Annotated in this window: 20 protein-coding genes and 3 pseudogenes; 17 read left to right on the top strand and 6 right to left on the bottom strand. The window is 71.4% G+C overall.

The annotated features are described in order from the left end of the window. Positions 1 to 3 precede the first annotated feature (3 nt). From resB to ACTYVM_RS25980, 3 genes and pseudogenes are all read left to right on the top strand, one after another. Complete coding sequence (gene resB / locus ACTYVM_RS25990; protein WP_445528281.1) at positions 4 to 1,797, top strand: cytochrome c biogenesis protein ResB; 1,794 nt, start codon at positions 4 to 6, stop codon at positions 1,795 to 1,797. After that, the gene (gene ccsB / locus ACTYVM_RS25985; RefSeq protein ID WP_445528280.1) at positions 1,794 to 2,897 is read left to right on the top strand and encodes a c-type cytochrome biogenesis protein CcsB; all 1,104 of its coding nucleotides are present in this window, start codon (positions 1,794 to 1,796) and stop codon (positions 2,895 to 2,897) included. Before resB ends, ccsB begins: the two co-directional genes overlap by 4 nt. Before the next feature lie 25 nt (positions 2,898 to 2,922). Then, a pseudogene (locus ACTYVM_RS25980) lies at positions 2,923 to 3,312 on the top strand (SRPBCC domain-containing protein); the annotation flags it as partial. Here ACTYVM_RS25980 and ACTYVM_RS25975 read toward each other — a convergent pair. Continuing rightward, entirely contained in the window at positions 3,236 to 3,760 is a 525-nt protein-coding gene (locus ACTYVM_RS25975) for a nucleoside deaminase (protein ID WP_445528279.1), read from the bottom strand. The pseudogene ACTYVM_RS25980 and the gene ACTYVM_RS25975 sit on opposite strands and share 77 nt — an antisense overlap. Before the next feature lie 140 nt (positions 3,761 to 3,900). On the opposite strand from ACTYVM_RS25975, the gene ACTYVM_RS25970 reads away from it, so the two are divergent. Then, positions 3,901 to 4,668: a CDP-alcohol phosphatidyltransferase family protein gene (locus tag ACTYVM_RS25970; RefSeq protein WP_445528278.1), complete on the top strand. Its 768-nt coding sequence runs from the start codon at positions 3,901 to 3,903 to the stop codon at positions 4,666 to 4,668. Positions 4,669 to 4,694: 26 nt separating this feature from the next. Here the strand turns inward: ACTYVM_RS25970 and ACTYVM_RS25965 are convergent, their stop codons facing one another. After that, on the bottom strand, positions 4,695 to 5,084 hold the full coding sequence (locus ACTYVM_RS25965; protein ID WP_400033202.1) for a PLD nuclease N-terminal domain-containing protein: 390 nt from the start codon (positions 5,082 to 5,084) through the stop codon (positions 4,695 to 4,697). Between the two features lie 86 nt (positions 5,085 to 5,170). On the opposite strand from ACTYVM_RS25965, the gene ACTYVM_RS25960 reads away from it, so the two are divergent. Both ACTYVM_RS25960 and mqnP read left to right on the top strand, forming a co-directional pair. Next, positions 5,171 to 6,628 (top strand): menaquinone biosynthesis decarboxylase, encoded by a 1,458-nt coding sequence (locus tag ACTYVM_RS25960; RefSeq protein WP_445528277.1) that lies wholly within the window; start codon positions 5,171 to 5,173, stop codon positions 6,626 to 6,628. Beyond that, on the top strand, positions 6,625 to 7,527 hold the full coding sequence (gene mqnP / locus ACTYVM_RS25955) for a menaquinone biosynthesis prenyltransferase MqnP (RefSeq protein WP_445528276.1): 903 nt from the start codon (positions 6,625 to 6,627) through the stop codon (positions 7,525 to 7,527). Before ACTYVM_RS25960 ends, mqnP begins: the two co-directional genes overlap by 4 nt. Before the next feature lie 80 nt (positions 7,528 to 7,607). Here the strand turns inward: mqnP and ACTYVM_RS25950 are convergent, their stop codons facing one another. Then, a complete protein-coding gene (locus tag ACTYVM_RS25950) occupies positions 7,608 to 8,537 on the bottom strand; it encodes a LysR family transcriptional regulator (protein ID WP_445528275.1) in 930 nt (309 codons plus the stop codon). Positions 8,538 to 8,577: 40 nt separating this feature from the next. Here ACTYVM_RS25950 and ACTYVM_RS25945 point away from each other — a divergent pair, with 40 nt between their 5' ends. The 8 genes and pseudogenes from ACTYVM_RS25945 to ACTYVM_RS25910 all read left to right on the top strand — a co-directional run bounded on the left by ACTYVM_RS25945 (position 8,578) and on the right by ACTYVM_RS25910 (position 14,427). Continuing rightward, entirely contained in the window at positions 8,578 to 9,555 is a 978-nt protein-coding gene (locus ACTYVM_RS25945) for an EamA family transporter (RefSeq protein ID WP_445528274.1), read from the top strand. A 38-nt stretch (positions 9,556 to 9,593) separates the two neighbouring features. Beyond that, positions 9,594 to 10,262, top strand: a complete 669-nt coding sequence (locus ACTYVM_RS25940) for an NAD(P)-dependent oxidoreductase (protein WP_445528273.1) — start codon at positions 9,594 to 9,596, stop codon at positions 10,260 to 10,262. A 212-nt stretch (positions 10,263 to 10,474) separates the two neighbouring features. Then, on the top strand, positions 10,475 to 11,146 hold the full coding sequence (locus ACTYVM_RS25935; RefSeq protein WP_445528272.1) for a UbiX family flavin prenyltransferase: 672 nt from the start codon (positions 10,475 to 10,477) through the stop codon (positions 11,144 to 11,146). Positions 11,147 to 11,246: 100 nt separating this feature from the next. Further along, entirely contained in the window at positions 11,247 to 11,702 is a 456-nt protein-coding gene (locus tag ACTYVM_RS25930) for an Lrp/AsnC family transcriptional regulator (RefSeq protein WP_400033315.1), read from the top strand. 90 nt (positions 11,703 to 11,792) lie between these two features. Then, a complete protein-coding gene (mqnE, locus tag ACTYVM_RS25925) occupies positions 11,793 to 12,956 on the top strand; it encodes an aminofutalosine synthase MqnE (RefSeq protein ID WP_445528271.1) in 1,164 nt (387 codons plus the stop codon). Positions 12,957 to 13,012: 56 nt separating this feature from the next. After that, positions 13,013 to 13,462: pseudogene (locus ACTYVM_RS25920) on the top strand (uracil-DNA glycosylase family protein); the annotation flags it as partial. A gap of 25 nt (positions 13,463 to 13,487) precedes the next feature. After that, the gene (locus ACTYVM_RS25915; protein WP_445528270.1) at positions 13,488 to 14,012 is read left to right on the top strand and encodes a GNAT family N-acetyltransferase; all 525 of its coding nucleotides are present in this window, start codon (positions 13,488 to 13,490) and stop codon (positions 14,010 to 14,012) included. 103 nt (positions 14,013 to 14,115) lie between these two features. Then, complete coding sequence (locus tag ACTYVM_RS25910; RefSeq protein ID WP_445528269.1) at positions 14,116 to 14,427, top strand: DUF4229 domain-containing protein; 312 nt, start codon at positions 14,116 to 14,118, stop codon at positions 14,425 to 14,427. Positions 14,428 to 14,508: 81 nt separating this feature from the next. Here ACTYVM_RS25910 and ACTYVM_RS25905 read toward each other — a convergent pair. Continuing rightward, positions 14,509 to 15,418: pseudogene (locus ACTYVM_RS25905) on the bottom strand (MaoC family dehydratase). Positions 15,419 to 15,701: 283 nt separating this feature from the next. On the opposite strand from ACTYVM_RS25905, the gene ACTYVM_RS25900 reads away from it, so the two are divergent. Next, entirely contained in the window at positions 15,702 to 17,654 is a 1,953-nt protein-coding gene (locus tag ACTYVM_RS25900) for an AMP-dependent synthetase/ligase (RefSeq protein ID WP_445528268.1), read from the top strand. A gap of 261 nt (positions 17,655 to 17,915) precedes the next feature. On the opposite strand, the gene ACTYVM_RS25895 is transcribed toward ACTYVM_RS25900, so the two are convergent. Continuing rightward, positions 17,916 to 18,119: a cold-shock protein gene (locus ACTYVM_RS25895; protein ID WP_004984723.1), complete on the bottom strand. Its 204-nt coding sequence runs from the start codon at positions 18,117 to 18,119 to the stop codon at positions 17,916 to 17,918. 355 nt (positions 18,120 to 18,474) lie between these two features. On the opposite strand from ACTYVM_RS25895, the gene ACTYVM_RS25890 reads away from it, so the two are divergent. After that, positions 18,475 to 19,323 carry a menaquinone biosynthetic enzyme MqnA/MqnD family protein gene (locus ACTYVM_RS25890; protein WP_445528267.1) on the top strand — a complete coding sequence of 283 codons (849 nt, stop codon included), beginning with the start codon at positions 18,475 to 18,477 and terminating at the stop codon, positions 19,321 to 19,323. A 42-nt stretch (positions 19,324 to 19,365) separates the two neighbouring features. Beyond that, positions 19,366 to 21,078 (top strand): serine/threonine-protein kinase, encoded by a 1,713-nt coding sequence (locus tag ACTYVM_RS25885; protein WP_445528266.1) that lies wholly within the window; start codon positions 19,366 to 19,368, stop codon positions 21,076 to 21,078. On the opposite strand, the gene ACTYVM_RS25880 is transcribed toward ACTYVM_RS25885, so the two are convergent. Next, positions 21,071 to 21,562 (bottom strand): hypothetical protein, encoded by a 492-nt coding sequence (locus ACTYVM_RS25880; protein WP_445528265.1) that lies wholly within the window; start codon positions 21,560 to 21,562, stop codon positions 21,071 to 21,073. The two genes, ACTYVM_RS25885 and ACTYVM_RS25880, sit on opposite strands and share 8 nt — an antisense overlap. Positions 21,563 to 21,675 lie beyond the last annotated feature (113 nt).

The raw sequence follows: 21,675 nt of genomic DNA, 5'->3' as shown, positions 1-21,675 counted from the left end.
TCCATGAGCAAGACGCCAACCAGTACGACGGACGACGGGACCACGGCGGTGGTGCCGCCCGGCGACGAGGACCTCGGCGCCGCCGGCTCCCAGCTGTCCACCGCCCCCGCCGAGACAGCCGTCCCCGGCTCCTTCGGCGGCAACCGGGCGCCCGGACTGGCCGGCCGGCTCGCCTGGACCTGGCGGGAGGTCTTCGGCTGGGTCCGCTGGTTCTGGCGGCAGCTCACCTCCATGCGGGTCGCGCTGATGCTGCTGTTCCTGCTTTCCCTCGGCGCCGTCCCCGGCTCGCTGATCCCGCAGAGCGGCACCGACGCGCTGAAGGTCGAGGCCTTCCAGAAGGCGCACACCGTGCTCGCGCCGATCTACGACAGGCTCGGCCTGTTCCACGTCTACAGCTCGGTGTGGTTCTCCGCGATCTACATCCTGCTGTTCGTCTCCCTCATCGGCTGCATCGTGCCGCGCACCTGGCAGTTCGTCGGCCAGCTGCGCAGCCGCCCGCCGGGCGCCCCCAAGCGGCTGACCCGGCTGCCCGCGTACACCACCTGGCGCACCGCCGCCGCCCCCGAGGAGGTCCGCGAGACCGCGCTGAGGATCCTCAAGCAGCGCCGCTTCCGCGCCCACCCGGAAGGTGACGCCGTCGCCGCCGAGAAGGGCTATCTGCGCGAGGCCGGCAACCTCGTCTTCCACATCGCGCTGATCGTGATGCTGATCGCCTTCGCCTGGGGCCAGTTGTACAAGACCGAGGGCAACAAGCTGATCGTCGAGGGCGACGGCTTCACCAACACCCTCACCCAGTACGACGACTTCAAGTCCGGCAACCTCTTCAACGACGACGATCTGGTGCCCTTCAGCTTCAATCTGAAGAAGTTCACCGGTACCTACGAGCGCACCGGCCCGCAGAAGGGCACGCCGCGCGTGTACCGGGCGGACATCGCCTACAGCCTGGGCGCCCACGGCGAGGAGCGGAACGCCAGCATCTCGCCCAACCACCCGCTGAAGGTCGACGACGCCCGGGTCTACCTCGTCAGCCACGGCTACGCCCCCACCGTCACCGTCCGGGACGGCAAGGGCAACGTGGTCTACCACCAGGCCGTGCCGCTGCTGCCGGTCGACTCCAACGTCACCTCGCAGGGCGCGATCAAGGTGCTCGACGGCTACAGGAACGCCCAGGGCACGTCCGAGCAGCTCGGCTTCTCCGCGTTCTTCGTGCCGACCTTCGCCGGGGCCGGCAAGGGCACGATGTTCTCCCAGTTCCCGGCGCTGGACTTCCCCGTCCTCGCGCTGACCGGGTACCACGGCGACCTGGGCGTCGACGCGGGCGTGCCGCAGAACGTCTACCAGCTCGACACCAAGAACCCGAACCTCAAGCAGTTCAAGGACGCCAAGGGCAACCCCGTGGCCGCCCGGCTGCTGCCCGGCGAGACCATGACGCTGCCGAACGGCGCCGGCTCCATCACCTTCGACAAGGACATCAAGGAGTGGGCCGGCTTCCAGATCGTGCAGCAGCCGGGCACCGGCTGGGCGCTCACCGGAGCGCTCGCCGCCATCGCCGGACTGGCCGGCTCCCTGTTCATCCAGCGCCGCCGCGTCTGGGTGCGCGCGGTGCGGGGCGCCGACGGCGTGACCGTCGTCGAGATGGCGGGCCTGGGCCGCAGCGAGTCCGCGAAACTCCCCGAGGAGCTCGGCGACCTGGCCGCCCTCGTCCACGACAAGGCGCCCGCACAGGCCGACGCCGACCCCGACCGGGAGCCGGACGCCGGCACCCCCGTACCCGCCGAAGGGGCTGAGGAGAAGTGACTCTCGCCGCCGCAACAGAGCTCGCCACGGCGACCAACGAGAACCTGGCCAACATCAGCAACACGCTGATCTACTCCGCGATGGCCGTCTACACCCTGGCCTTCTTCGCGTACATCACCGAGTGGCTCTTCGGCAGCCGCAGCAAGGTGGCCCGCACGGCCGCCGCGCTGACCGGCAAGGACGGCGCGGCGGGGGCGCGGGGCCCGGCGGTGACGGTGAAGTCCGCCGGGAGCACCGCCGTGCTGGAACGCCCCGAGGTGGTCGTACGGTCCGCCGCCGGCGCCCGTGACGTGCCCGACGGGCCCGGCGCGCACGGCGGCGACGAGAAGGGCGACCTGTACGGCCGGATCGCGGTGTCGCTCAGCGTCCTCGGCTTCCTCCTCGCGCTCGGCGGCGTCATCGCCCGCGCGGCCTCCGTGCAGCGGGCGCCGTGGGGCAACATGTACGAGTTCAACATCACCTTCTCCACGGTCGCGGTCGGCGTCTACCTGCTGCTGCTCGCGCTGAAGAAGAACGTGCGCTGGCTCGGCCTGTTCCTGACCACCACCGTCCTGCTCGACCTCGGCCTCGCGGTCACGGTGCTCTACACGGCGAGCGACCAGCTGGTGCCCGCCCTGCACTCGTACTGGCTGTACATCCACGTCTCCACCGCGATCTTCTGCGGCGCGGTCTTCTACGTCGGCGCCGTCGGCACCCTGCTGTACCTGTTCAAGGACTCCTACGAGAACAAGCTCGCCTCCGGTGGGAAGCCCGGCCGCTTCGCGACCTCGGTCCTGGAGCGGCTGCCGGCCTCGGCGTCCCTGGACAAGTTCTCCTACCGCGTCAACGCCGCCGTCTTCCCGCTGTGGACGTTCACGATCATCGCGGGGGCGATCTGGGCCGAGTCCGCCTGGGGCCGCTACTGGGGCTGGGACCCCAAGGAGACCTGGTCCTTCATCACCTGGGTCGCCTACGCCTGCTACCTGCACGCCCGCTCCACGGCCGGCTGGAAGGGCCGCAAGGCGGCCTACATCGCGCTGATCGCGTTCGGCTGCTGGCTGTTCAACTACTACGGCGTGAACATCTTCGTCAGCGGCAAGCACTCGTACTCGGGCGTCTGACCGGCCCCTCGGCGACACTGGTGTCATGACCGGTTCCATCGAACAGGGCACCAGCCGGATCCACGGGAACACGCACCTGCTCACCTTCCTGGTGCGGCTCCCGAGGCCCATGGACCAGGTCTGGCCGGAGCTGACCACACCGGAGGGGCTGGCGCGCTGGTTCACCGGCGCCGACGAGCTGGAACCCCGGCTCGGCGGCGCGGTGAGCCTGCGGGGCCTGGGCAGCGGGCGGATCACCGCGTGGGACGTGGACCGGGTCGCCGAGTACACCGTGGAGGGCAGCGGCCGCGTCCGCTTCCATCTGGAGCGCGACGGGGAGGACGGTTCCGTGCTCCGCTTCACCCACGAGTTCCGGGGCGAGGCGGGGACGGAGCGACGCTGGCGGAGTCGCTTCGAACGTCTGATCGAAGTGGTGGCTCACCAATGTCCTCGTTCCACAGGTCCGGATGCCGCTCGATGAAGTCCCGCATCAACGCGACGCACTCCGCGTCGTCCAGGACCACGATCTCCACACCGTGCTCCGCGAGCCACGCGTGCCCGCCCCGGAACGTGGCCGCCTCACCGATCACCACCCGCGCGATGCCGAACTGACGGACCAGCCCGCTGCAGTACCAGCAGGGCGAGAGCGTGGTCACCATCGTCGTGCCGCGGTACGAGCGCTGCCGCCCCGCGGCACGGAAGGCCGCCGTCTCCGCGTGCGTCGACGGGTCGTCGTCCTGGACGCGGCGGTTGCGGCCGCGGCCGAGCAGGGTGCCGTCGGCTCCGTAGAGCGCGGCACCGATGGGGACGCCCCCTTCGGCCAGCCCGGCGCGGGCCTCGGCGAGGGCGGTGGCGAGCCATGAACGTGCCTGTTCCCGATCCATGCCCTCACTGTGCTGACGCGTCCGCCCCGCGGCAACGGCCCGCGCACGCCCCCGGAAACCGCGCGCCCCGCACTCTGTACCCTGACCCGATCATCGCCGCGCGCGCGGCAGTCGGGTTCGGTGGGTGGGAGGAAACGGTCATGGTTGCTGCTCCGGTCCTGGAGGAGCTGCGGGAGGTCTGCCAGCCGCAGGCGAAACTGGCGAGCCGCAACGGCGAGCACTGGGCGGGGCGCCTGTACATGCGGAGGATCTCGCTGCGCCTGACCCGGCAGCTGGTGCGCACCCCCGTCACCCCCGACCAGCTGACCTGGACCATGGTCGGGTGCGGGATGGCCTCCGGGGCGGCGCTGCTGATCCCGGGCCTGACCGGTCCCGTCCTGGCCGTCGTGCTGATGCAGCTCTTCCTGCTCTTCGACTGCGCGGACGGCGAGGTCGCCCGCTGGAAGGGCCAGAACAGCGCGGTCGGCATCTACGTCGACCGGCTCGGCGCCTACCTCGCGGACGCCGCGCTGATGGTGGGCGCCGGCTTCCACGCGGCGCGGTCCGGCTTCGGCGGCTGGGTGTCGCTGGGCCTGGCGACCGCCCTCGGCGTGGTCCTGCTGAAGGCCTCCACCGACCTGGTCGACGTGGCCCGGGCCCGGCGCGGGCTGGCCGTCGCCGACGACGAGTCCACCCGGCCGCGCTCGCAGGGCGTGGCCACGGTGCGCCGGCTGGCCGCCGCGTTCAAGATCCACCGGGTGACCAACGGCATCGAGGCCTCCCTGCTCCTGCTGGCCGCGGCCGTCGGCGACACCGTCACCGGCGGAGCCGACGTCACCCGCTGGGCGCTGATCGCCCTCGCGGCCATCACCTGGGTGATGGTCCCGGCCCACCTGCTATCGATCCTGTCGTCGTCCCGGCTGCGCTAGCCGTATCGCCCCCCGACCGGGGCCGCTCAGCTGCTCTTCGGCTCCTCGCCGTTCTCCTTGCGGCGCAGCTCCTCCTCGCGGCGGCGCAGATCGGCCTCCCAGTTCTTCAGCAGGTCCTCGTCCTTCTTGTTCTCCTCGGCGAGGGACTTCAGGAACGCCGGGTTGTCGTCCGGGGCGATGTAATCGAGCCGCTGGTTCTGGTGCCACTCCGAGGGCGTGCGACCGTTCGCCGGAGGACGGCGGTCCTTGCCCGCGGCGAGCCAGACGATCGGGCCGACGATCCAGAAGAGCAGGATGATGAAGACCCAGGCGACCTTGGGAAGGTGCTTGGCCTCGTCCTCCGGCGTGTTCAGGCAGTCGATGAACGCGAAGATCGTCAGTGCCAGCGGCACGACGTAGAGCAGCACCCTGAGCATGTCGAGAACCCCCTGGAAAGCGGCGGAGGGGCCCTGCACCGGCCCCGTGACGGGGCCAGGGTAGCCGCTCGGGGATACTGGACCCCATGGCGTACGACGATCTTCGTTCCCTGCTCAGGGCGCTGGAGCGCGAGGGAGACCTCAAGCGCATCAAGGCCGAGGTCGACCCGTATCTGGAGGTCGGTGAGATCGTCGACCGGGTGCAGAAGTCCGGCGGCCCCGCGCTGCTCTTCGAGAACGTGCGCGGCTCGGCCATGCCGCTGGCCATGAACGTCTTCGGGACCGACCGGCGGCTGCTGAAGGCCCTCGGCCTGAAGTCGTACGGCGAGATCTCCGACAGGATCGGCGGGCTGCTGCGGCCCGAGCTGCCGCACGGCTTCGTGGGCGTGCGCGAGGCGTTCGGCAAGCTCGGCGCGATGACGCACGTACCGCCGAAGAAGGTGAAGTCCGACAGCGCACCCGTGCAGGAGGTCGTCCTGCACGGCGACGACGTCGACCTCGACGCCCTGCCGGCCCTCTTCACCTGGCCCCAGGACGGCGGCTCCTTCTTCAACCTGGGGCTCACCCACACCAAGGACCCGGAGAGCGGCATCCGCAACCTCGGGCTGTACCGCCTCCAGCGCCACGACAAGCGCACCATCGGCATGCACTGGCAGATCCACAAGGACAGCCGCAATCACTACCAGGTCGCCGCCCGGCGCGGCGAGCGGCTGCCGGTGGCGATCGCCTTCGGCTGCCCTCCGGCCGTCACGTACGCCTCGACCGCCCCCCTCCCCGGCGACATCGACGAATACCTGTTCGCCGGGTTCATCGCGGGCCGGCGGATCGAGATGGTCGACTGCAAGACCGTCCCGCTCCAGGTCCCGGCGCATGCCGAGGTCGTCCTGGAGGGCTGGCTGGAGCCCGGCGAGATGCTGCCCGAGGGGCCGTTCGGCGACCACACCGGCTTCTACACCCCGCAGGAGCCCTTCCCGGCACTGACCATCGACTGCGTGACGATGCGCAGGCGGCCCCTGCTCCAGTCGATCGTCGTGGGCCGCCCCCCGACGGAGGACGGACCGCTCGGCCGCGCCACCGAGCGCTTCTTCCTCCCCCTGCTGAAGATCATCGTCCCGGACATCGTGGACTACCACCTGCCCGAGGCGGGCGGCTTCCACAACTGCGCGATCGTCTCGATCGACAAGAAGTACCCCAAGCACGCCCAGAAGGTGATGCACGCCATCTGGGGGGCACACATGATGTCGCTGACCAAGCTGATCGTGGTCGTCGACGCCGACTGCGACGTGCACGATCTGCACGAGGTCGCCTGGCGGGCCCTCGGCAACACGGACTACGCCCGCGACCTCACGGTCGTGGAAGGCCCCGTCGACCACCTCGACCACGCCTCCTACCAGCAGTTCTGGGGCGGCAAGGCGGGCATCGACGCGACGAAAAAGCTGCCCGAGGAGGGCTACACGCGGGACGGCGGGTGGCCGGAGATGGTCCTCTCGGACCCCGACACGGCGGCCCTGGTGGACCGCCGTTGGAAGGAGTACGGCCTGTGAGCTCGGCGTCCGCCGCGATCCCGCAACCGGGACGCACCAAGGCCTTCCTGCGCCTGGTCATGATCGAGCACTCGATCTTCGCGCTGCCCTTCGCCTACATCGCCTCCCTGACCGCGATGTACGAGTGGGACAGGACCATCCACTGGGGCAGGCTGCTGCTCGTCACCGTGGCGATGGTGGGGCTGCGCACGTTCGCGATGGCGGTCAACCGGATCATCGACCGGGAGATCGACGCCCGTAACCCGCGCACCGCGCACCGCGAACTGGTGACCGGCGCGATGTCGGTGCGGCACGCCTGGACGGGCGCGCTCGTCGCGCTCGTCGTGTTCCTGGCCGCCGCGGCCCTGCTCAACCCGCTCTGCCTGGCGCTCGCCCCCGTCGCGGTGGTCCCGATGGTGGTCTACCCCTACGGCAAGCGGTTCACGAACTTCCCGCAGGCCATCCTGGGCCTGGCCCAGGCGATGGGCCCGATCGGCGGCTGGCTGGCGATCTCCGGCAGCTGGTCCTGGGACGCGGTGATCCTGGGCCTGGCCGTCGGCGTCTGGATCGGCGGCTTCGACCTCATCTACGCCTGCCAGGACGTGGAGACCGACCGCGAGGTCGGCGTGAAGTCGGTCCCGGCCCGCTTCGGCGTCCCCGCCGCCATCCGCGGAGCACGGGCCTGCCACCTCGTCACCACCGCGCTGTTCGTCTGGTACGCCCTCGCCACCGGCGCCGGCGCCTTCTTCTGGCTGGGCCTGGTCGTCGTCGCGGGCGCCTTCGTCTACGAGCACACGATCGTCCGGCCGCACGACCTGTCCCGCCTCAACCGGGCGTTCTTCAGCGTCAACGGGTTCATCGGCATCGCGCTCTTCGTGTGCGCGCTGCTCGATCTGCTGGTGCGGGGGCTGACGGTGTAGAGCGTCGGCGTGCGGCGGCGTGGACTCCCCGGCCACGCGGGACGACGGAGTCCGCCGGCACAGGAAGGGCTACGGCTGGGCTACGGCTGTGGTTTGACCCCGAGGACGTCGAGCAGCGCGCGGGTGGCTGGGCTCGGGTTGAATCGGCTCCATGCCAGATATTCGATACGACGCGGTCCGTCGATCACCGGGACCAGGGCCAGTTCGGGGTCGTGGGCGATCAACGGCCGGATGAACGCCGACGGCAGCAGTGCGACGCCGAGCCCGCGCGCGATCAGCTGGGTGATCAGTTCGACGACGCCTACTTCGTACGCGACATCGCGGTTCAGCCCGGCAGCGGCGAACGCTTGATCGGACTGGGCCCGGGCAGGGGTCCCGCCCACGAAGTCCACGAACGTCTCCTCGGCGATCTCCTGCAACGTGACCTGGGAGACGCCCGCGAGCCGGTGTCCGGCCGGCACCACCAGGACGTGCTCGTCGTGATCGAGGACGACGGTTTCCACACCGGACGGCCGTTCGCCCTCCGGCAGGCCGAGGAAGGCGGTGTCCAGCTCGCCGCTCCGGATCGCCGCCGCCAGTTCGTCGCTGCGTCCCGAACGGAGAAGGACGCGGACATCCGGGTGCTGGGCGCGGTAGCGCTGCAGCAGTTCGGGTACGTCAACGGCAGCCGTGGTCACGATCACGCCGACGGCGAGCCGGCCGCGTACCACGCCGGTCGCGGCGGCAGCGTCGGTGACCGCGCGGTCCGCAGCCGCCAGGCACTCGCGCGCGCCGACGAGGAACGCCGCTCCGGCGCTGGTCAGCTCGACGCGGCGGCTGGACCGGGCGAACAGCTTGACCCCGAGCTCCCGTTCCAGGCCGGCGATCCGGTGACTGAGTGACGACTGCACCACCGAACAGCGCTCCGCGGCGCGGGTGAAGTTGCGGGTTTCGGCGACGGCGACGACGTATCGCATCTGCTGGAGATCCACACCATCATCGTGCTGGTTCATGGCTGCCATGACAAACATGCTTTGCGTTCATGGTGACATGCTGGCGAGACTTTCCCGCATGCATTCCCTGACCGAGCTGTCACCGGGCCCGCCGCGGACCTCGTACGCGCAACAGGTGGCGACCGTCGCGCTGACCGCACTCGCCCCCGCGTCCTGGGGCACCACGTACGCCGTGACCACGGAACTACTACCGCCCGGGCATCCGCTGTTCGCCGGGCTGATGCGCGCCCTGCCCGCCGGGCTGCTCGCCCTGGCGATCACCCGCGTGCTCCCGCGAGGAGCCTGGTGGTGGAAGGCCTCCGTCCTCGGCGTGCTCAACATCGGAGCCTTCTTCCCCCTGTTGTTCCTGGCGGCCGAACGACTTCCCGGCGGTGTCGCCGCCACCCTCGGCGCCGCGCAGCCGCTGCTGGTCGCCGCCCTGGCCACCGCGGTGCTCCATGACCGGCCGACGATCTGGCGACTGGCTTGGGGAGTGATCGGCGTGGCAGGTGTTGGACTCGTCGTGCTCGGGCCGGGGGCCCGACTCGACGTCGCCGGTGTGCTCGCCGGCCTCGGCGGTACGGCCACCATGGCCGGCGGGGTCGTCCTCACCAAGCGCTGGGGCCGCCCCGCGGGGGTCGGCCCACTGGCCCTGGCGGGCTGGCAACTGGCGGCCGGTGGCCTGCTGTTGCTTCCGCTCACCCTCGCGATCGAGGGGGTGCCGCAGCGGATCGACGCCGGAGCGGTCGGGGGTTATCTATGGCTCGGCAGCATGGGTGGGCTGATCGCGTACACGCTGTGGTTCCGCGGGATCGGAAAGCTGGCGGTCGGCGCGTCCGCACCGCTGGTGCTGCTGTCTCCGCTGGTAGCGGCCGTCGTCGGCGCCGTGCTGGGCGAGTCACTGAGCCTGCTGCAGACCCTTGGTTTCGCTCTCGCTCTCGCTGCCTTGCTGGCCGCGCAGCTCAACCCTCCGAACCAGTCCGACCGCATCGCGCGCGGCAGGCCCGCAGCGGATCGCAGGGGAGAGGACCAGATCCGAGGAGGACGGATCCGATGAATACAACCGTAAGGAAGACAGGTTCGACGAGGACCGGCATGACGATCGCCGTGCTCGGCGCCACCGGGATGGTCGGTAGGCGGGTGATCACCGAGGCCAGTGCACGCGGACACCGGGGGCTTGCGCTGTCCCGGAAGCCCGAGAGCGAGGATCCGCAGGTCACGCCGATGGCGGTCGACGCGAATGACCCGTGCGCCGTACGCGAGGCGCTCGCAGGCTCTGCCTCCAACGGCGCCGCGGACGCTGTCGTACTGACCGTACGGACCGTTCCGGTCGACCAGGAGTTCTTGGTCGACGCCACCCGCACGGTGCTGGACATCGCCGCACAGCTCGGGATTCGCGTTCTGGTGATCGGTGGCGCGGGCGCGTTGCGCAGCCCCGGCGGCCGGGACCTGTTGGTCGCCGACGACCCCGCTTATGTGCCCGCCGAGTTGAAGGCCGTCGCCACCGCGGGGATCGCTCAGTTGCGGACCTGCCAGGCCCATGCTGGTGCCAACTGGGTTTACCTGAGCCCGCCGGCCCTGCTCGAGCCCGGTGAACGAACCGGCCGCTATCGGCGTGGCACCGACACCTTGCTCACCGGCGCCGACGGCCGATCGTGGATCAGTGCCGAGGATCTGGCCGTCGCCGCGGTCGACGAACTCGAGACCCCTGGCCCCGAACACCTCGTCACGGTCGTCCACTACGACGAACGCCCGTCAGCGTGAGCCGGCCAACGGGCAGGCTGCCGTCCCGGGCCCGCACGGCCGCACGCGTCAGTGGCGTGCGGCTTGCCGTCGAACTCGGCAAGCTGGAGGACACGTTTTCGGCGACCTGACTTACGGCAACTGCCCCCCGTCCCGGCAGCGGCGGAGGCCGAGAACCGCGGCGAGTACGAGCCGGACCTGAGCCCGCCACGCCCCGCCGGTAGGCTAGCCGCGTGAACGCAGGAGAAACGCAGCGCGCGCCTTGGATCGTGGGGGTGTCCGGAGCGTCCGGCACGCCGTATGCGGCCGCTGTGCTGCGTGCGCTGCTCGACGCCGGACAGAGCGTCGACCTGGTGGTCAGCCGGGCCTCGCGGCTCACCCTGCTCGACGAGACCGGCATCTCCTTCCGGGACGCCCACTGGCGGGACGACCTGCGCGCCTGGCTGTCCCTCGGCGCCGACGGCAAGCCCGGCACGTTCGACGTGGACCTCACCGGGGTGCGGCACTGGAGCGCCGGTGACCTGGCGGCCGGTCCGTCCTCGGGGTCGTACCCGGCGAAGGGCATGCTGATCGTGCCCGCCTCGACGGCCTGTGTGGCGGGCGTCGCCCTCGGGCTGTCCAAGGACCTGCTGCAACGGGCGGCGAGCGTGACCCTCAAGGAGGGCAGGCCGCTGGTCGTGGCCGTACGAGAGACCCCGCTGAACGGTCGGACGCTGCGGCACCTGGTGGCGCTGGACGACGCGGGCGCCACCGTCCTGCCCGCCTCGCCCGCCTTCTACGCCGGGGCGACGCACATCCAGCACCTCGTGGACTTCGTCGCCGGCCGGGCCCTGGACTCGGTGGGCGTGCCCCACCGTCTCTACCGTCGCTGGGAGGGCGAACTGGGCGGCTCCCGGCCCGCGTGAGTGCCGCGTGGCGTTCTCCAGCAGTACCAGTACCACTCGACACTTCAGGAACTTTCTTCAGATCTCTCGTCGGATCTCTTCAGTGGAAGGCTTCGATCGCATGGACGCGGTGGACAGGCAGCTCATCCAGGCCCTGAGGGAGAACGGCCGGGCCTCCTATGCGGAGTTGGGACGCCTCGTCGGCCTGTCGGGACCGAGTGTCACCGACCGCATCAACCGGCTGGAGGCGGCCGGCGTCATCACCGGCTACCGCGCCACGGTGGACTCCGCCTCGCTCGGTCTCGGCGTCACCGCCCTGATCGGCATCTCGCTCTCCGACGCCGCCGACCACGAGGACGTGGCGCAGCGGCTGAAGGACCTTTCCGAGATCGAGGACTGCTGGTTCATCGCCGGCGACGACTCCTTCATGCTCAAGGTGCGCGCCCCGGACGTCGACGGACTGGAGAGCATCATCCGTCGGCTGTCCGGAACCAAGGGCGTCTCCCGGACCCGCACCACCATCGTGCTGTCCACGAAGTGGGAGAACCGGGTGGGCGAGCTGCCCGAACAGGTGTGATCGTCCGCGCGCGGAGCGCCCTTCGGGGGCGCCTTCGCCCGGAAGGTGGCGGAGTACGGTGGTCGCAGTCTTCAGGAAAGAGGTAGAGGCATGGACGTCGGGCTCAAGCGCGAGCTGGAGGAGAAGGTCAGGGCGGGTGTGCGCCTGACCCGTGAGGACGGCATCGCGCTGTACGAGTCGGACGACCTGGCGTGGCTCGGCGGTCTCGCCCACGAGGTGCGCACCCGCAAGAACGGCGACGTGGTGCACTTCAACGTCAACCGGCACCTCAACATGACGAACGTGTGCACCGCGTCCTGCGCGTACTGCTCCTTCCAGCGCAAGCCGGGCGAGAAGGACGCGTACACGATGCGCATCGAGGAGGCCGTGAAGCTGGCCAAGGCGATGGAGTCGGAGAACCTCACCGAGCTGCACATCGTCAACGGCCTGCACCCGAACCTGCCGTGGCGCTACTACCCGCGCTCCCTGCGCGAGTTGAAGGCCGCGCTGCCGAACGTGTCCCTGAAGGCGTTCACGGCCACCGAGATCCACCACTTCGAGACGATCTCCGGGCTGTCCGCCTCCGAGATCCTCGACGAGCTGATCGACGCCGGCCTGGAGTCCCTGACCGGCGGCGGCGCGGAGATCTTCGACTGGGAGGTCCGGCAGCACATCGTCGACCACCGCACCCACTGGGAGGACTGGTCGCGCATCCACCGGCTGGCGCACGAGAAGGGCCTGAAGACCCCGTGCACCATGCTCTACGGGCACATCGAGGAGCCCCGCCACCGCGTGGACCACGTGCTGCGGCTGCGTGAACTCCAGGACGAGACCGGCGGGTTCCAGGTCTTCATCCCGCTGCGCTACCAGCACGACTTCGTCGACATGCAGGACGGCAAGGTCCGCAACCGCCTCCAGGCCCGTACCACCATGGCGACGGGCGCGGAGGCGCTGAAGACCTTCGCCGTCTCGCGGCTGCTCTTCGACAACGTCCCGCACGTCAAGGTGTTCTGGGTGATGCACGGCGTGCAGACCGCCCAACTCGCGCTCCAGCACGGCGCGGACGACATGGACGGCTCGGTCGTCGAGTACAAGATCACGCATGACGCGGACAACTACGGCACCCCGAACAAGCTGACCCGCGAGGACCTGCTGGACCTGATCCGCGACGCCGGGTTCCGCCCGGTGGAGCGCAACACGCGCTACGAGACCATCCGGGAGTACGACGGCCCGGACCCGGCGCGCCGCGAGTCGCCGCAGCCGATGCGCGTGTGAGCCCGCGGGCTCGCCGCACCCGGTGACGCCCCATGCCGGGCGGGTACCCGCCCGGCATGGCCACCACGAAGGCACCCGAGGACGCCTGCACCGCGGCGCCCTTCGTGCCCGAGCACGCGGACCTGGCCGCCCTGCGCGAGGCGGCCGCGGGCTGCCGGGGCTGCCCGCTGCACCGGGACGCCACCCGGACCGCGTTCGGCGCCGGGGACACCGACGCCAGGGTCATGTTCGTCGGCGAGCAGCCCGGGGACCAGGAGGACCGACGGGGCCGGCCCTTCGTCGGGCCCGCGGGGAAGCTCCATGACCGGGCGCTGGCCGAGGCGGGCATCGACCCGGGCGGGACGTATGTCACCAACGCGGTCAAGCACTTCAAGTTCAGCCGGTCCGCGCCCGGCAAGCGCCGTATCCACAAGTCGCCCAGCCTGCGCGAGACGGTGGCGTGCGGACCCTGGCTCGCGGCCGGACTCAGGCTCGTGGAGCCCGAGCTGAAAGTGGCTGCGCGCGCCCTGATGTAATAGATACGATCACTCGATGCCCCTTACTTTCACCCTTGACCCCACCGTCGACCCGGCCCTGCGCGACGGCATCCTCGACCTGTGGACCGACGTCACGAACGCCGGCGGAGCGGTCGGTTTCCTGCCGCCCGTGACGCGGGAGGAGATACGTCCGGAACTGGTCAAGCAGTTCCTGGTGCTGGCCGAGGGCCGCTCCCGGCTGCTGGTCGGCCACGACGAGGAGGGGCGGGTGGCCGCCACCGCCTTCCTGACCTTCAACACCCACCGGCTGATGACGCACTGGCTCTGGCTCTACACGGTGATGGTGCACCCGCGCCACCAGGGTCGGGGCTACGGACGGGACCTGCTGGCGGCCGCCGCGGACGCGGCCCGCGGCTTCCCGGGCATCGAGGCGGTCCGGCTCGCCTGCCGCGGCGGGCTCGGCCTGGAGCGGTTCTACGCCTCCTGCGGCTACAAGGAGGTCGGACGGGTGCCCGGCGCCATCCGCGTCGAGCCGGGCGACGACCGGGACGACGTGATCATGCTTCTTCCGTTGACCTGAGGCTTGACCGGCGCTTGGCACCCGCCTGCGGGATCCCGCGCTCGGCGTGCTTCACTGGACGGTGCCCCTTTGGGAACCTTCGGAACGGGAAGAGTGGATTGAGATGCTCCGCTACACGCTGATGCGCCTCGGGATCTTCGTGGGCTGCCTCTTGGTCGTTTGGGGCCTCGTCTACTCCGGCCTCGCCCCGCGCGGCCTCGGCGGTTCCAACGGCCTGTGGATCGCCACGCTCGCCCTGGTGCTCTCGGCCCCGATCAGCTTCGTCGCCCTGCGCAAGGAGCGGGACCGCGCGTCGGTGCAGGTGGCCGAGCGGGTGGACCGCATGAAGGCGAGTTTCGAGGCCAACGCGGGCCAGGAGGACCTTGCCGACGACCGGCTGCGGTCCCAGGAGCAGGCCCAGGGGTCGACGTCCTGACTGACGTTCTGATCCGGCCGGTGGGCTGACCCGGGCGGTCCGCGCCGGAGTCCAGGAGGGCCACCACGCCCCCGACGGCGCTCACGCGGGCGGTGGAAGCACCTGGCCCGTCAGGTGGACCCTCCCCCACTCTCGCCGTCGCTCGAGCGGGGGGACCCCCGTCCCGGAGGTGTCGCGCAGCTCGAAGTGGCCGAGCGCGTCGGCCGCGTGGACGACCGTGCCCGGCAGCAGCACCGGGGATCCGAACCGGGCCCGGACCAGGGCGGCGTCGGGGGCGCCGTGGGCGGCGAGACAGCGGGCGACGGTCCACATGCCGTGCGCGATCGCCCGCGGGAAGCCGAACAGCCGGGCGGTGAGCGGGTGGAGGTGGATCGGATTGCGGTCCCCGGAGACGGCCGCGTAGCGCCGCCCCACGTCCGGTCCGAGGCACCACTCGGCGACGGCGGGCAGGGGTCCGTGTTCCCGCCGCGCGGGCCCGGGTGCGGGCCCGTCGGTGCGGTGGCGGGCCAGGTACGTGCTCGTCGACTCCCATACGACGTCCCCGCCCGCCGTCCTGAGCACGGTGACGACGGCGGCCTCCGTGCCGCGCCGGTGCGGAGCCAACCCGGCGACGTGCACGCTCAGTTCGTAGGCGTCCGTGGCGGACAGGGCGGTGTGCCGGATGAGGGTGACCGAGGTGTGCACCAGTCCGAGCAGCGGCAGCGGGAAGCCCGTCGCTCATCAGGCTCATGGCGGCCGGAAAGCCCAGTACGTGCGGATAGGTGATCGGCAGCGCGTCGTCGCCGGCCGCGAAGCCGCACACCCGCTCGTAGGCGGCCAGCCGCGCGAGGTCGACGCGGACGGAGGGCAACACGAGCCGGGTGCGGGGGAAGGAGGCGTCCGGGCGGGGCCGTTTGAAGGGGGAGCGCAGGGCGCCGCGGACCAGAGCCGTCGTCAGGCGGAGGTCCCGCGTGGACGCGGTGCGGGCGAAGCCCGCGAAGTGGTCGGCCATGTCCCTCTCCCCAGGGGGTCATCCTCCCTGCCCCACCACGGGTTACCGGAGGTAATCCTACGTCGGGCGGGGGCACCGGGAGATCGGGGGAGTACACGGCCCCGGCCCCGGACCGTCTCCGGACCCTTCCCGAACCCGCACGCACTCGCCATCCCGGCCCCGTACGATTCCTTTGGCAACCGGCGGTAACACCTCAGAGCGCGCCACCCCGGTGAACGACCGGTGAGCGCGGCGCGTATCACCGCAGCAGAGCGGCGCGCAGCCGCAGGTCCCAGGAGCCGCCATGCCCCTCTCGTACCCGTCCCCGTCGTCCCCCGGCCCGGGCCCGTCGCCGGCGTCGGGGTTCGACTACGACCCCGACGCGGGCCCGGCGTTCGTGGCACCGCGGACCCGCCGACTGGACGGCGAGGTGCGCGAGGCGTACGTCCCGCCGCTGGTGGCGCCGGTGACGCACGGCTCGCTGGCCGACCTGCCGTTCGAGAACGCGAGCGCGGACCCCGAGCGCCGGGTGCTCAGCCGCCGGGACACCGGCGGCGGCTGGACGCACCTGACCGCCGCGCAGTTCGCCGGCGAGGTGCTGGCGATGGCCAAGGGCCTGATCGCGGAGGGCCTGGCGCCGGGCGACCGGATCGCGGTCATGGCGCGCACCAGGTACGAGTGGACCCTCCTGGACTTCGCCGCCTGGGCCGCCGGTCTGGTCACGGTCCCCGTCTATCCGACGTCCTCCGTCTTCCAGACCCGCTCGATCCTCCAGGACTCCGGCGCGGTCGTCCTGGTGACGGAGACGGCCCGGCAGGCCGCGGCCCTCGGCCCGGAGCGCGAGCGCCTGCTGGACCTGCGCCACGTGTGGGTCATGGAGAGGGGCCACCTCGACCGCCTGGCGGAGTGCGGCGCGGGCGTCCCGGACCAGGAGGTCGACGTGCGCCGGGGCGTCCTCGGGCCCGACACGCTCGCCACCCTCGTCTACACCTCGGGCACGACCGGCCGCCCCAAGGGCTGCGCGCTGAGCCACGGCAACTTCCTGGCGGAGGTCGACAACGCCATCGCGGTCCTCTACCCGGCCTTCAAGGCGAGGACGTCGGAGGAGGCCTCGACGCTGCTCTTCCTGCCCCTCTCCCACGTCTTCGGCCGCATGGTCGCGGTGGCCTGCGTCCGCGCGGGCGTCCGGCTGGGCCACGCGCCGAGCCTGAAGTCGGAGGACCTGCTGGAGGACCTGGCGGGCTTCCGGCCGACGTTCCTGCTGGCCATCCCGTACATGCTGGAGAAGGTGTACAACAACGCGCGCGCCACCGCCGAGCGCGGCGGCCGGGTGGTGTCCTTCGACCGCGCGGCCGAGGTGGCCTGCCGTTACGGCGAGGCGGTCGAGGCCCGCAGGCACGGCAGCGGCCCCGGTCCCAGCCGCGCCCTGAAGACGGCCCGCGCCTTCTACGACGCCCTCCTCTACCGCCGCATCCGGGCCGCCCTCGGTGGCCGCCTGCGTTACCTCATCTGCGGCGGCTCCCCGCTGGGTCGCCGCCTGGCCGCGTTCTACGAGGGCGCCGGCGTCGAGGTCTACGAGGGCTACGGCCTGACCGAGTCGACGGGCGCGGCCACGGTCACGCCCCCGCAGAAGCCCCGCCTGGGCACGGTCGGCTGGCCGCTGCCCGGCACACGGGTGCGCATCGCGGCGGACGGCGAGGTACTGCTGGCCGGCGGCCAGATCCTCCGCGGCTACTGGAACCCGCACGCGGGCGGGGTGGTGCCGGCGACGCACGACGGCTGGTTCCCGACGGGCGACATCGGCCGCCTGGACGACGACGGCTACCTGACGATCACGGGCCGCAAGAAGGAGGTCCTGATCACCGCGGGCGGCAAGAACGTCGCCCCCGCCCCCCTGGAGAACTGGCTCCGCGCCCACCCGCTGATCTCCCAGTGCATGGTGCTGGGCGACCGCCGCCCCTATGTCTCCGCCCTGATCACCCTGGACATGGAAGGCGTCACCCACTGGCGTCGGATGAACGGAAGGCATCCCGTCCCCGCGGAACTCCTCGTCGACGACCCGGACTTGGCGGCGGTCCTGCAACGCGCCGTGGACGAGGCGAACGAACTCGTCTCCCGTCCCGAGTCCATCCGCCGCTTCACCGTCCTGCCCGTGGACTTCACGGAACGGGCGGGGCACCTGACCCCGACGATGAAGCTGCGCCGGGAGGCGATCCTGCGCGACTTCGCGCGGGAGGTCGAGGGGCTGTACGCGTAGCGTCCACAAGGGGGCGAACCGCCGCGGGGCCCCCGCACGGCCGCCGCGGCCTTTGCCTCGCTCCGGTCATTCCAGGGAGCGGCGCGGCATTCGTTTCCGGAGTGTCCGATTCCGGCGATGCCCCGGAAAGAGTTCGCAGGGAATTCACCGGGCGGTATGTCGGGGTTCGGACACTCCGGCCGGGAAAGGCAGGAGCCCCGTCGCCGGACGGCGCGGGGCTCCTTGGGTACTGCACTCAGATCGGATACTGCGCGCGAACGCTCAGACCGGGGTGACGTTCTCCGCCTGCGGGCCCTTCGGACCCTGAGTGACGTCGAAGCTCACCTGCTGGTTCTCTTCGAGGGAGCGGAAACCGGTCGCGTTGATTGCGGAGTAGTGGACGAAGACGTCGGGGCCGCCGCCTTCTTGGGCGATGAAACCAAAGCCCTTTTCGGCGTTGAACCACTTCACGGTTCCGGTAGCCATAAGCCCTCCCATGGGCTCAAAGGGTCGCCCTGCTCCAGAACCTGCAAGTGTGATAACGAAATCGCCGCACAACTGCATACGTCTGAAAACGACCAGAGCCCGCGGTCACATGCTCCGCAGGCTCTGTACTGCAAGGGAAACCAAACTGCAACTTGCTGGCGAGCCTAGCATGTGGGCAGCCGAATGCAATAGAGGCCAAGATCACTTCACCCGGATGTTTGAAGGTTCTGGTGAGAGGTTGACGCAGGGGGGTCGGCAGGGCCTTACAGAAGGATGGCGGGGACTGCGCCAATCGGGGCCCCGGGGCGGTGGGGGCGGCGGGGGGAGCGCGCCCCGCAGGGTCTAGCCTCCCGATGTGGACAATTCTCGCAACCGGCCGCGCGTCGGCCACATCCAGTTCCTCAACTGCCTGCCTCTGTACTGGGGGCTCGCGAGAACCGGCACGCTCCTCGACCTCGAGCTGACGAAGGACACCCCGGAGAAGCTCAGCGAGCGGCTCGTACGGGGAGAACTCGACATCGGGCCGATCACCCTCGTCGAGTTCCTCAAGCACGCGGACGAGCTGGTCGCCTTCCCCGACATCGCCGTCGGCTGCGACGGCCCGGTGATGTCGTGCGTGATCGTCTCGCAGGTCCCGCTGGACCGGCTCGACGGCGCCCGGGTCGCCCTCGGGTCGACCTCCCGCACCTCCGTCCGCCTCGCCCAGCTGCTTTTGGCCGAGCGCTACGGGGTGAACCCCGACTACTACACCTGCCCGCCCGACCTGAGCCTGATGATGCAGGAGGCGGAGGCGGCGGTGCTCATCGGCGACGCCGCCCTGCGCGCGAACCTCCACGAGGGCCCGCGCTACGGACTCGACGTGCACGACCTCGGGCAGCTGTGGAAGGAGTGGACGGGACTGCCGTTCGTCTTCGCGATCTGGGCGGCGCGGCGCGACTACGCCGAGCGCGAGCCGCTCATCACCCGCAAGGTGCACGAGGCCTTCCTGGCCTCCCGCGACCTGTCCCTGGAGGAGGTCGGCAAGGCCGCCGAGCAGGCGGCCCGCTGGGAGGCCTTCGACCAGGAGGTCCTGGAGCGGTACTTCACCACCCTCGACTTCAGCTTCGGCGACCCGCAGGTGGCCGCGGTGGCCGAGTTCGCCCGGCGCGTCGGCCCGACGACCGGCTTCCCGGCGGACGTGAAGGTGGAGCTGCTCCGGCGGTAGCGCACTACCCTGCTGGGAGGCGTACGGGGGAGGGGACGCGCCATGCAGCCGCTGGAAGCCGACGAGCCCGCCACCGTGGGTCCCTACCGGCTGCTCGGCCGGCTGGGCTCCGGCGGCATGGGCCGTGTCTATCTGGGCCGCAGCGCGGGCGGCCGCACGGTCGCGGTGAAGATCGTGCACCCGCACTTCGCGCTCGACAGGGAGTTCCGCGCCCGGTTCCGCCGCGAGGTCGAGGCCGCGCGCCGGGTGGGCGGCGCCTGGACCGCACCGGTCCTGGACGCCGACCCCGGGGCGCCGGTGCCGTGGGTGGCCACCGCCTACGCGGCCGGCCCCTCCCTCGCCGCGGCGGTCGCGGACGTCGGCCCGCTGCCCGGGCACTGCGTACGGGTACTGGGGGCAGGCCTGGCCGAGGCGCTGGCGGCGGTGCACGAACTGGGCCTGGTGCACCGGGACGTGAAGCCGTCCAACGTACTGCTCACGCTCGACGGTCCGCTGCTGATCGACTTCGGCATCGCCCGGGCCACCGACGGCACCGCCTCCCTGACCTCGACCGGTGTCTCGGTCGGCTCGCCCGGCTACATGTCGCCCGAGCAGATCCTCGGCAAGGGCGTCACGGGGGCGGCCGACGTCTTCTCCCTGGGCGCGGTGCTGGTGTACGCCGCGACGGGCGAGCCCCCGTTCCGGGGCGACTCCTCGGCGGCCCTCCTGTACCAGGTCGTCCACGAGGAACCCGAACTGGGCACCCTGGCAGGAGACCTGCGGGACCTGGCCGCGGCCTGCCTGGCCAAGGACCCCGGCGTCCGGCCCGGCCCCGGCGAGGTGGCCCGCCGCCTCGCCCCCGAGGGCGCCTCCCGCCTGGTCGCGGCCGGCTGGCTCCCGCCCCGCCTGGTCGAACAGGTCAGCCGCAGCGCCGTGTCGCTGCTGAACCTGGAGGCGGCGGCGACGACGGCGGAGGCGCCACCTCAGCCGTCGTCAGGTCCGCTGGGGTTCAGCAGGGCCTCGGTACCCGGCACCGCCGCGGACGCCGCCGGTGAACCCCCAAAACCCGCGGAAGCCGTACCCGGCGGCGCCTTCGGCCCGCCACCTCTCATGGAGGCCGCGCCGCCCCCCACCCGCTCCGGCCCGGAGAACGCACCCCCGCACGGGACCACCGCACCGGCCTCCGGTCCCGGCCGGTTCTCCCTCACCGTGACCGGCGGCGCGGCACCCGGCGCGGGCGACCGGGGCCGCCGCCTGAGCTGCACCGTGGTCCTCGCGGTCGCGGGCGCGCTGGCGGCGGTGACCGTCGGTTCGCTGTGGCTGTTCCCGTTCCGGGCCGACCGCGGCGACGGCGAGGGCGGGGCGTCGACACCGGCCGCCACCGCGAGCGGCGACCACCGCTCCACCGGGCCGACCGCCGCCTCCCCCGTCCCCGCCCGCTACCTCGGCACCTGGGAGGGCCAGGGCACCGCACTCGACGGCACCCTGCCCCTCGGCGACTTCCGGCTGACCGTCCACCAGGCCGCCGTGGGCGAGGAGTTGGGCACCCTCCGGCAGACGGACCAGCTCGGCGGCGTCTGCGACGACGTACTCACCCTGAAGCAGGTGACGAGCACCCAGCTGGTCACCGTCTCCCGGGGCGCGAAGACCAACCACGCGGGTTGCGACCCCGCCCCGCACACGGTCCGCCTCACCCCCGCCGGCGACGACCTCACGTACGCGGCGGACAGCTCGGCGGAGGGGAACCCACGGGCTCGGCTGTCCAAGGTCAAGTAGCGGCGAGGGAAGGGACGTCGTCCCTCCCGAAGTCTGCTGTGTCGTCCTTGGCCACGTACTTGACGATCAGGACGACCAGGACCGCCGACATGGTCAGCGTCGTGACCAGTCCGACGGCCCAGATGAACGGGTAGTGCACATTGACCCAGCAGGAACCGCCCCGAGCGTAGCAGGAAGCGTCCCAGTCGCTTCGAAACTTGGGCCGGAAGCTAGCGTCGATCACGAACACGTTCGCCTCACACCAGGCCAGTCCCGGCAGCGCGGCGGCCGCCCAGCCGAGCACGCCTGCCTTGCTCCTGCTCCACCCGATGCGGATCAAGGGGGCGATCATCGCGGCCGGCGCGAGCGGCACAGTGGCGCCCACCGTGGCGGCGAAACCGTAACCGCCGCCGGGCCAGGCGGGGGCGAGCCCACCCCATACCTGCCGGCCCCAGGCCGACGACGCGATGAGCGGCAGCACGAGGAGTGCCACCACAACGAGCACGAACAGACATATGAGACCGCACGACGCGTCGCTCCGGCCCGTCCGCGTTCCCTCCCGCCGCCCCCGGTGGTGTTCGTACCGCAGAGCCGCCGGCGCGGCCTTCCGCCGCCTCG

Source organism: Streptomyces cyslabdanicus (genome assembly GCF_052663305.1).
The sequence above is the reverse complement of the archived record's forward strand: the minus strand, read 5'-3'. Positions and strand labels throughout refer to the sequence as shown.

What these genes read in the sequence shown, in the direction of transcription:
- ACTYVM_RS25885 (WP_445528266.1), top strand. Translation starts at nt 19,366, where the DNA reads ATGCAGCCGCTGGAAGCCGACGAGCCCGCCACCGTGGGTCCCTACCGG.
- ACTYVM_RS25965 (WP_400033202.1), bottom strand. Translation starts at nt 5,084, where the DNA reads ATGCTCAGGGTGCTGCTCTACGTCGTGCCGCTGGCACTGACGATCTTC.
- resB (WP_445528281.1), top strand. Translation starts at nt 4, where the DNA reads ATGAGCAAGACGCCAACCAGTACGACGGACGACGGGACCACGGCGGTG.
- ACTYVM_RS25900 (WP_445528268.1), top strand. Translation starts at nt 15,702, where the DNA reads ATGCCCCTCTCGTACCCGTCCCCGTCGTCCCCCGGCCCGGGCCCGTCG.
- ACTYVM_RS25895 (WP_004984723.1), bottom strand. Translation starts at nt 18,119, where the DNA reads ATGGCTACCGGAACCGTGAAGTGGTTCAACGCCGAAAAGGGCTTTGGT.
- ACTYVM_RS25975 (WP_445528279.1), bottom strand. Translation starts at nt 3,760, where the DNA reads ATGGATCGGGAACAGGCACGTTCATGGCTCGCCACCGCCCTCGCCGAG.
- ACTYVM_RS25915 (WP_445528270.1), top strand. Translation starts at nt 13,488, where the DNA reads ATGCCCCTTACTTTCACCCTTGACCCCACCGTCGACCCGGCCCTGCGC.
- ACTYVM_RS25930 (WP_400033315.1), top strand. Translation starts at nt 11,247, where the DNA reads ATGGACGCGGTGGACAGGCAGCTCATCCAGGCCCTGAGGGAGAACGGC.
- ACTYVM_RS25950 (WP_445528275.1), bottom strand. Translation starts at nt 8,537, where the DNA reads ATGTTTGTCATGGCAGCCATGAACCAGCACGATGATGGTGTGGATCTC.
- ACTYVM_RS25910 (WP_445528269.1), top strand. Translation starts at nt 14,116, where the DNA reads ATGCTCCGCTACACGCTGATGCGCCTCGGGATCTTCGTGGGCTGCCTC.
- ACTYVM_RS25970 (WP_445528278.1), top strand. Translation starts at nt 3,901, where the DNA reads ATGGTTGCTGCTCCGGTCCTGGAGGAGCTGCGGGAGGTCTGCCAGCCG.
- ACTYVM_RS25945 (WP_445528274.1), top strand. Translation starts at nt 8,578, where the DNA reads ATGCATTCCCTGACCGAGCTGTCACCGGGCCCGCCGCGGACCTCGTAC.
- ACTYVM_RS25960 (WP_445528277.1), top strand. Translation starts at nt 5,171, where the DNA reads ATGGCGTACGACGATCTTCGTTCCCTGCTCAGGGCGCTGGAGCGCGAG.
- mqnE (WP_445528271.1), top strand. Translation starts at nt 11,793, where the DNA reads ATGGACGTCGGGCTCAAGCGCGAGCTGGAGGAGAAGGTCAGGGCGGGT.
- ACTYVM_RS25940 (WP_445528273.1), top strand. Translation starts at nt 9,594, where the DNA reads ATGACGATCGCCGTGCTCGGCGCCACCGGGATGGTCGGTAGGCGGGTG.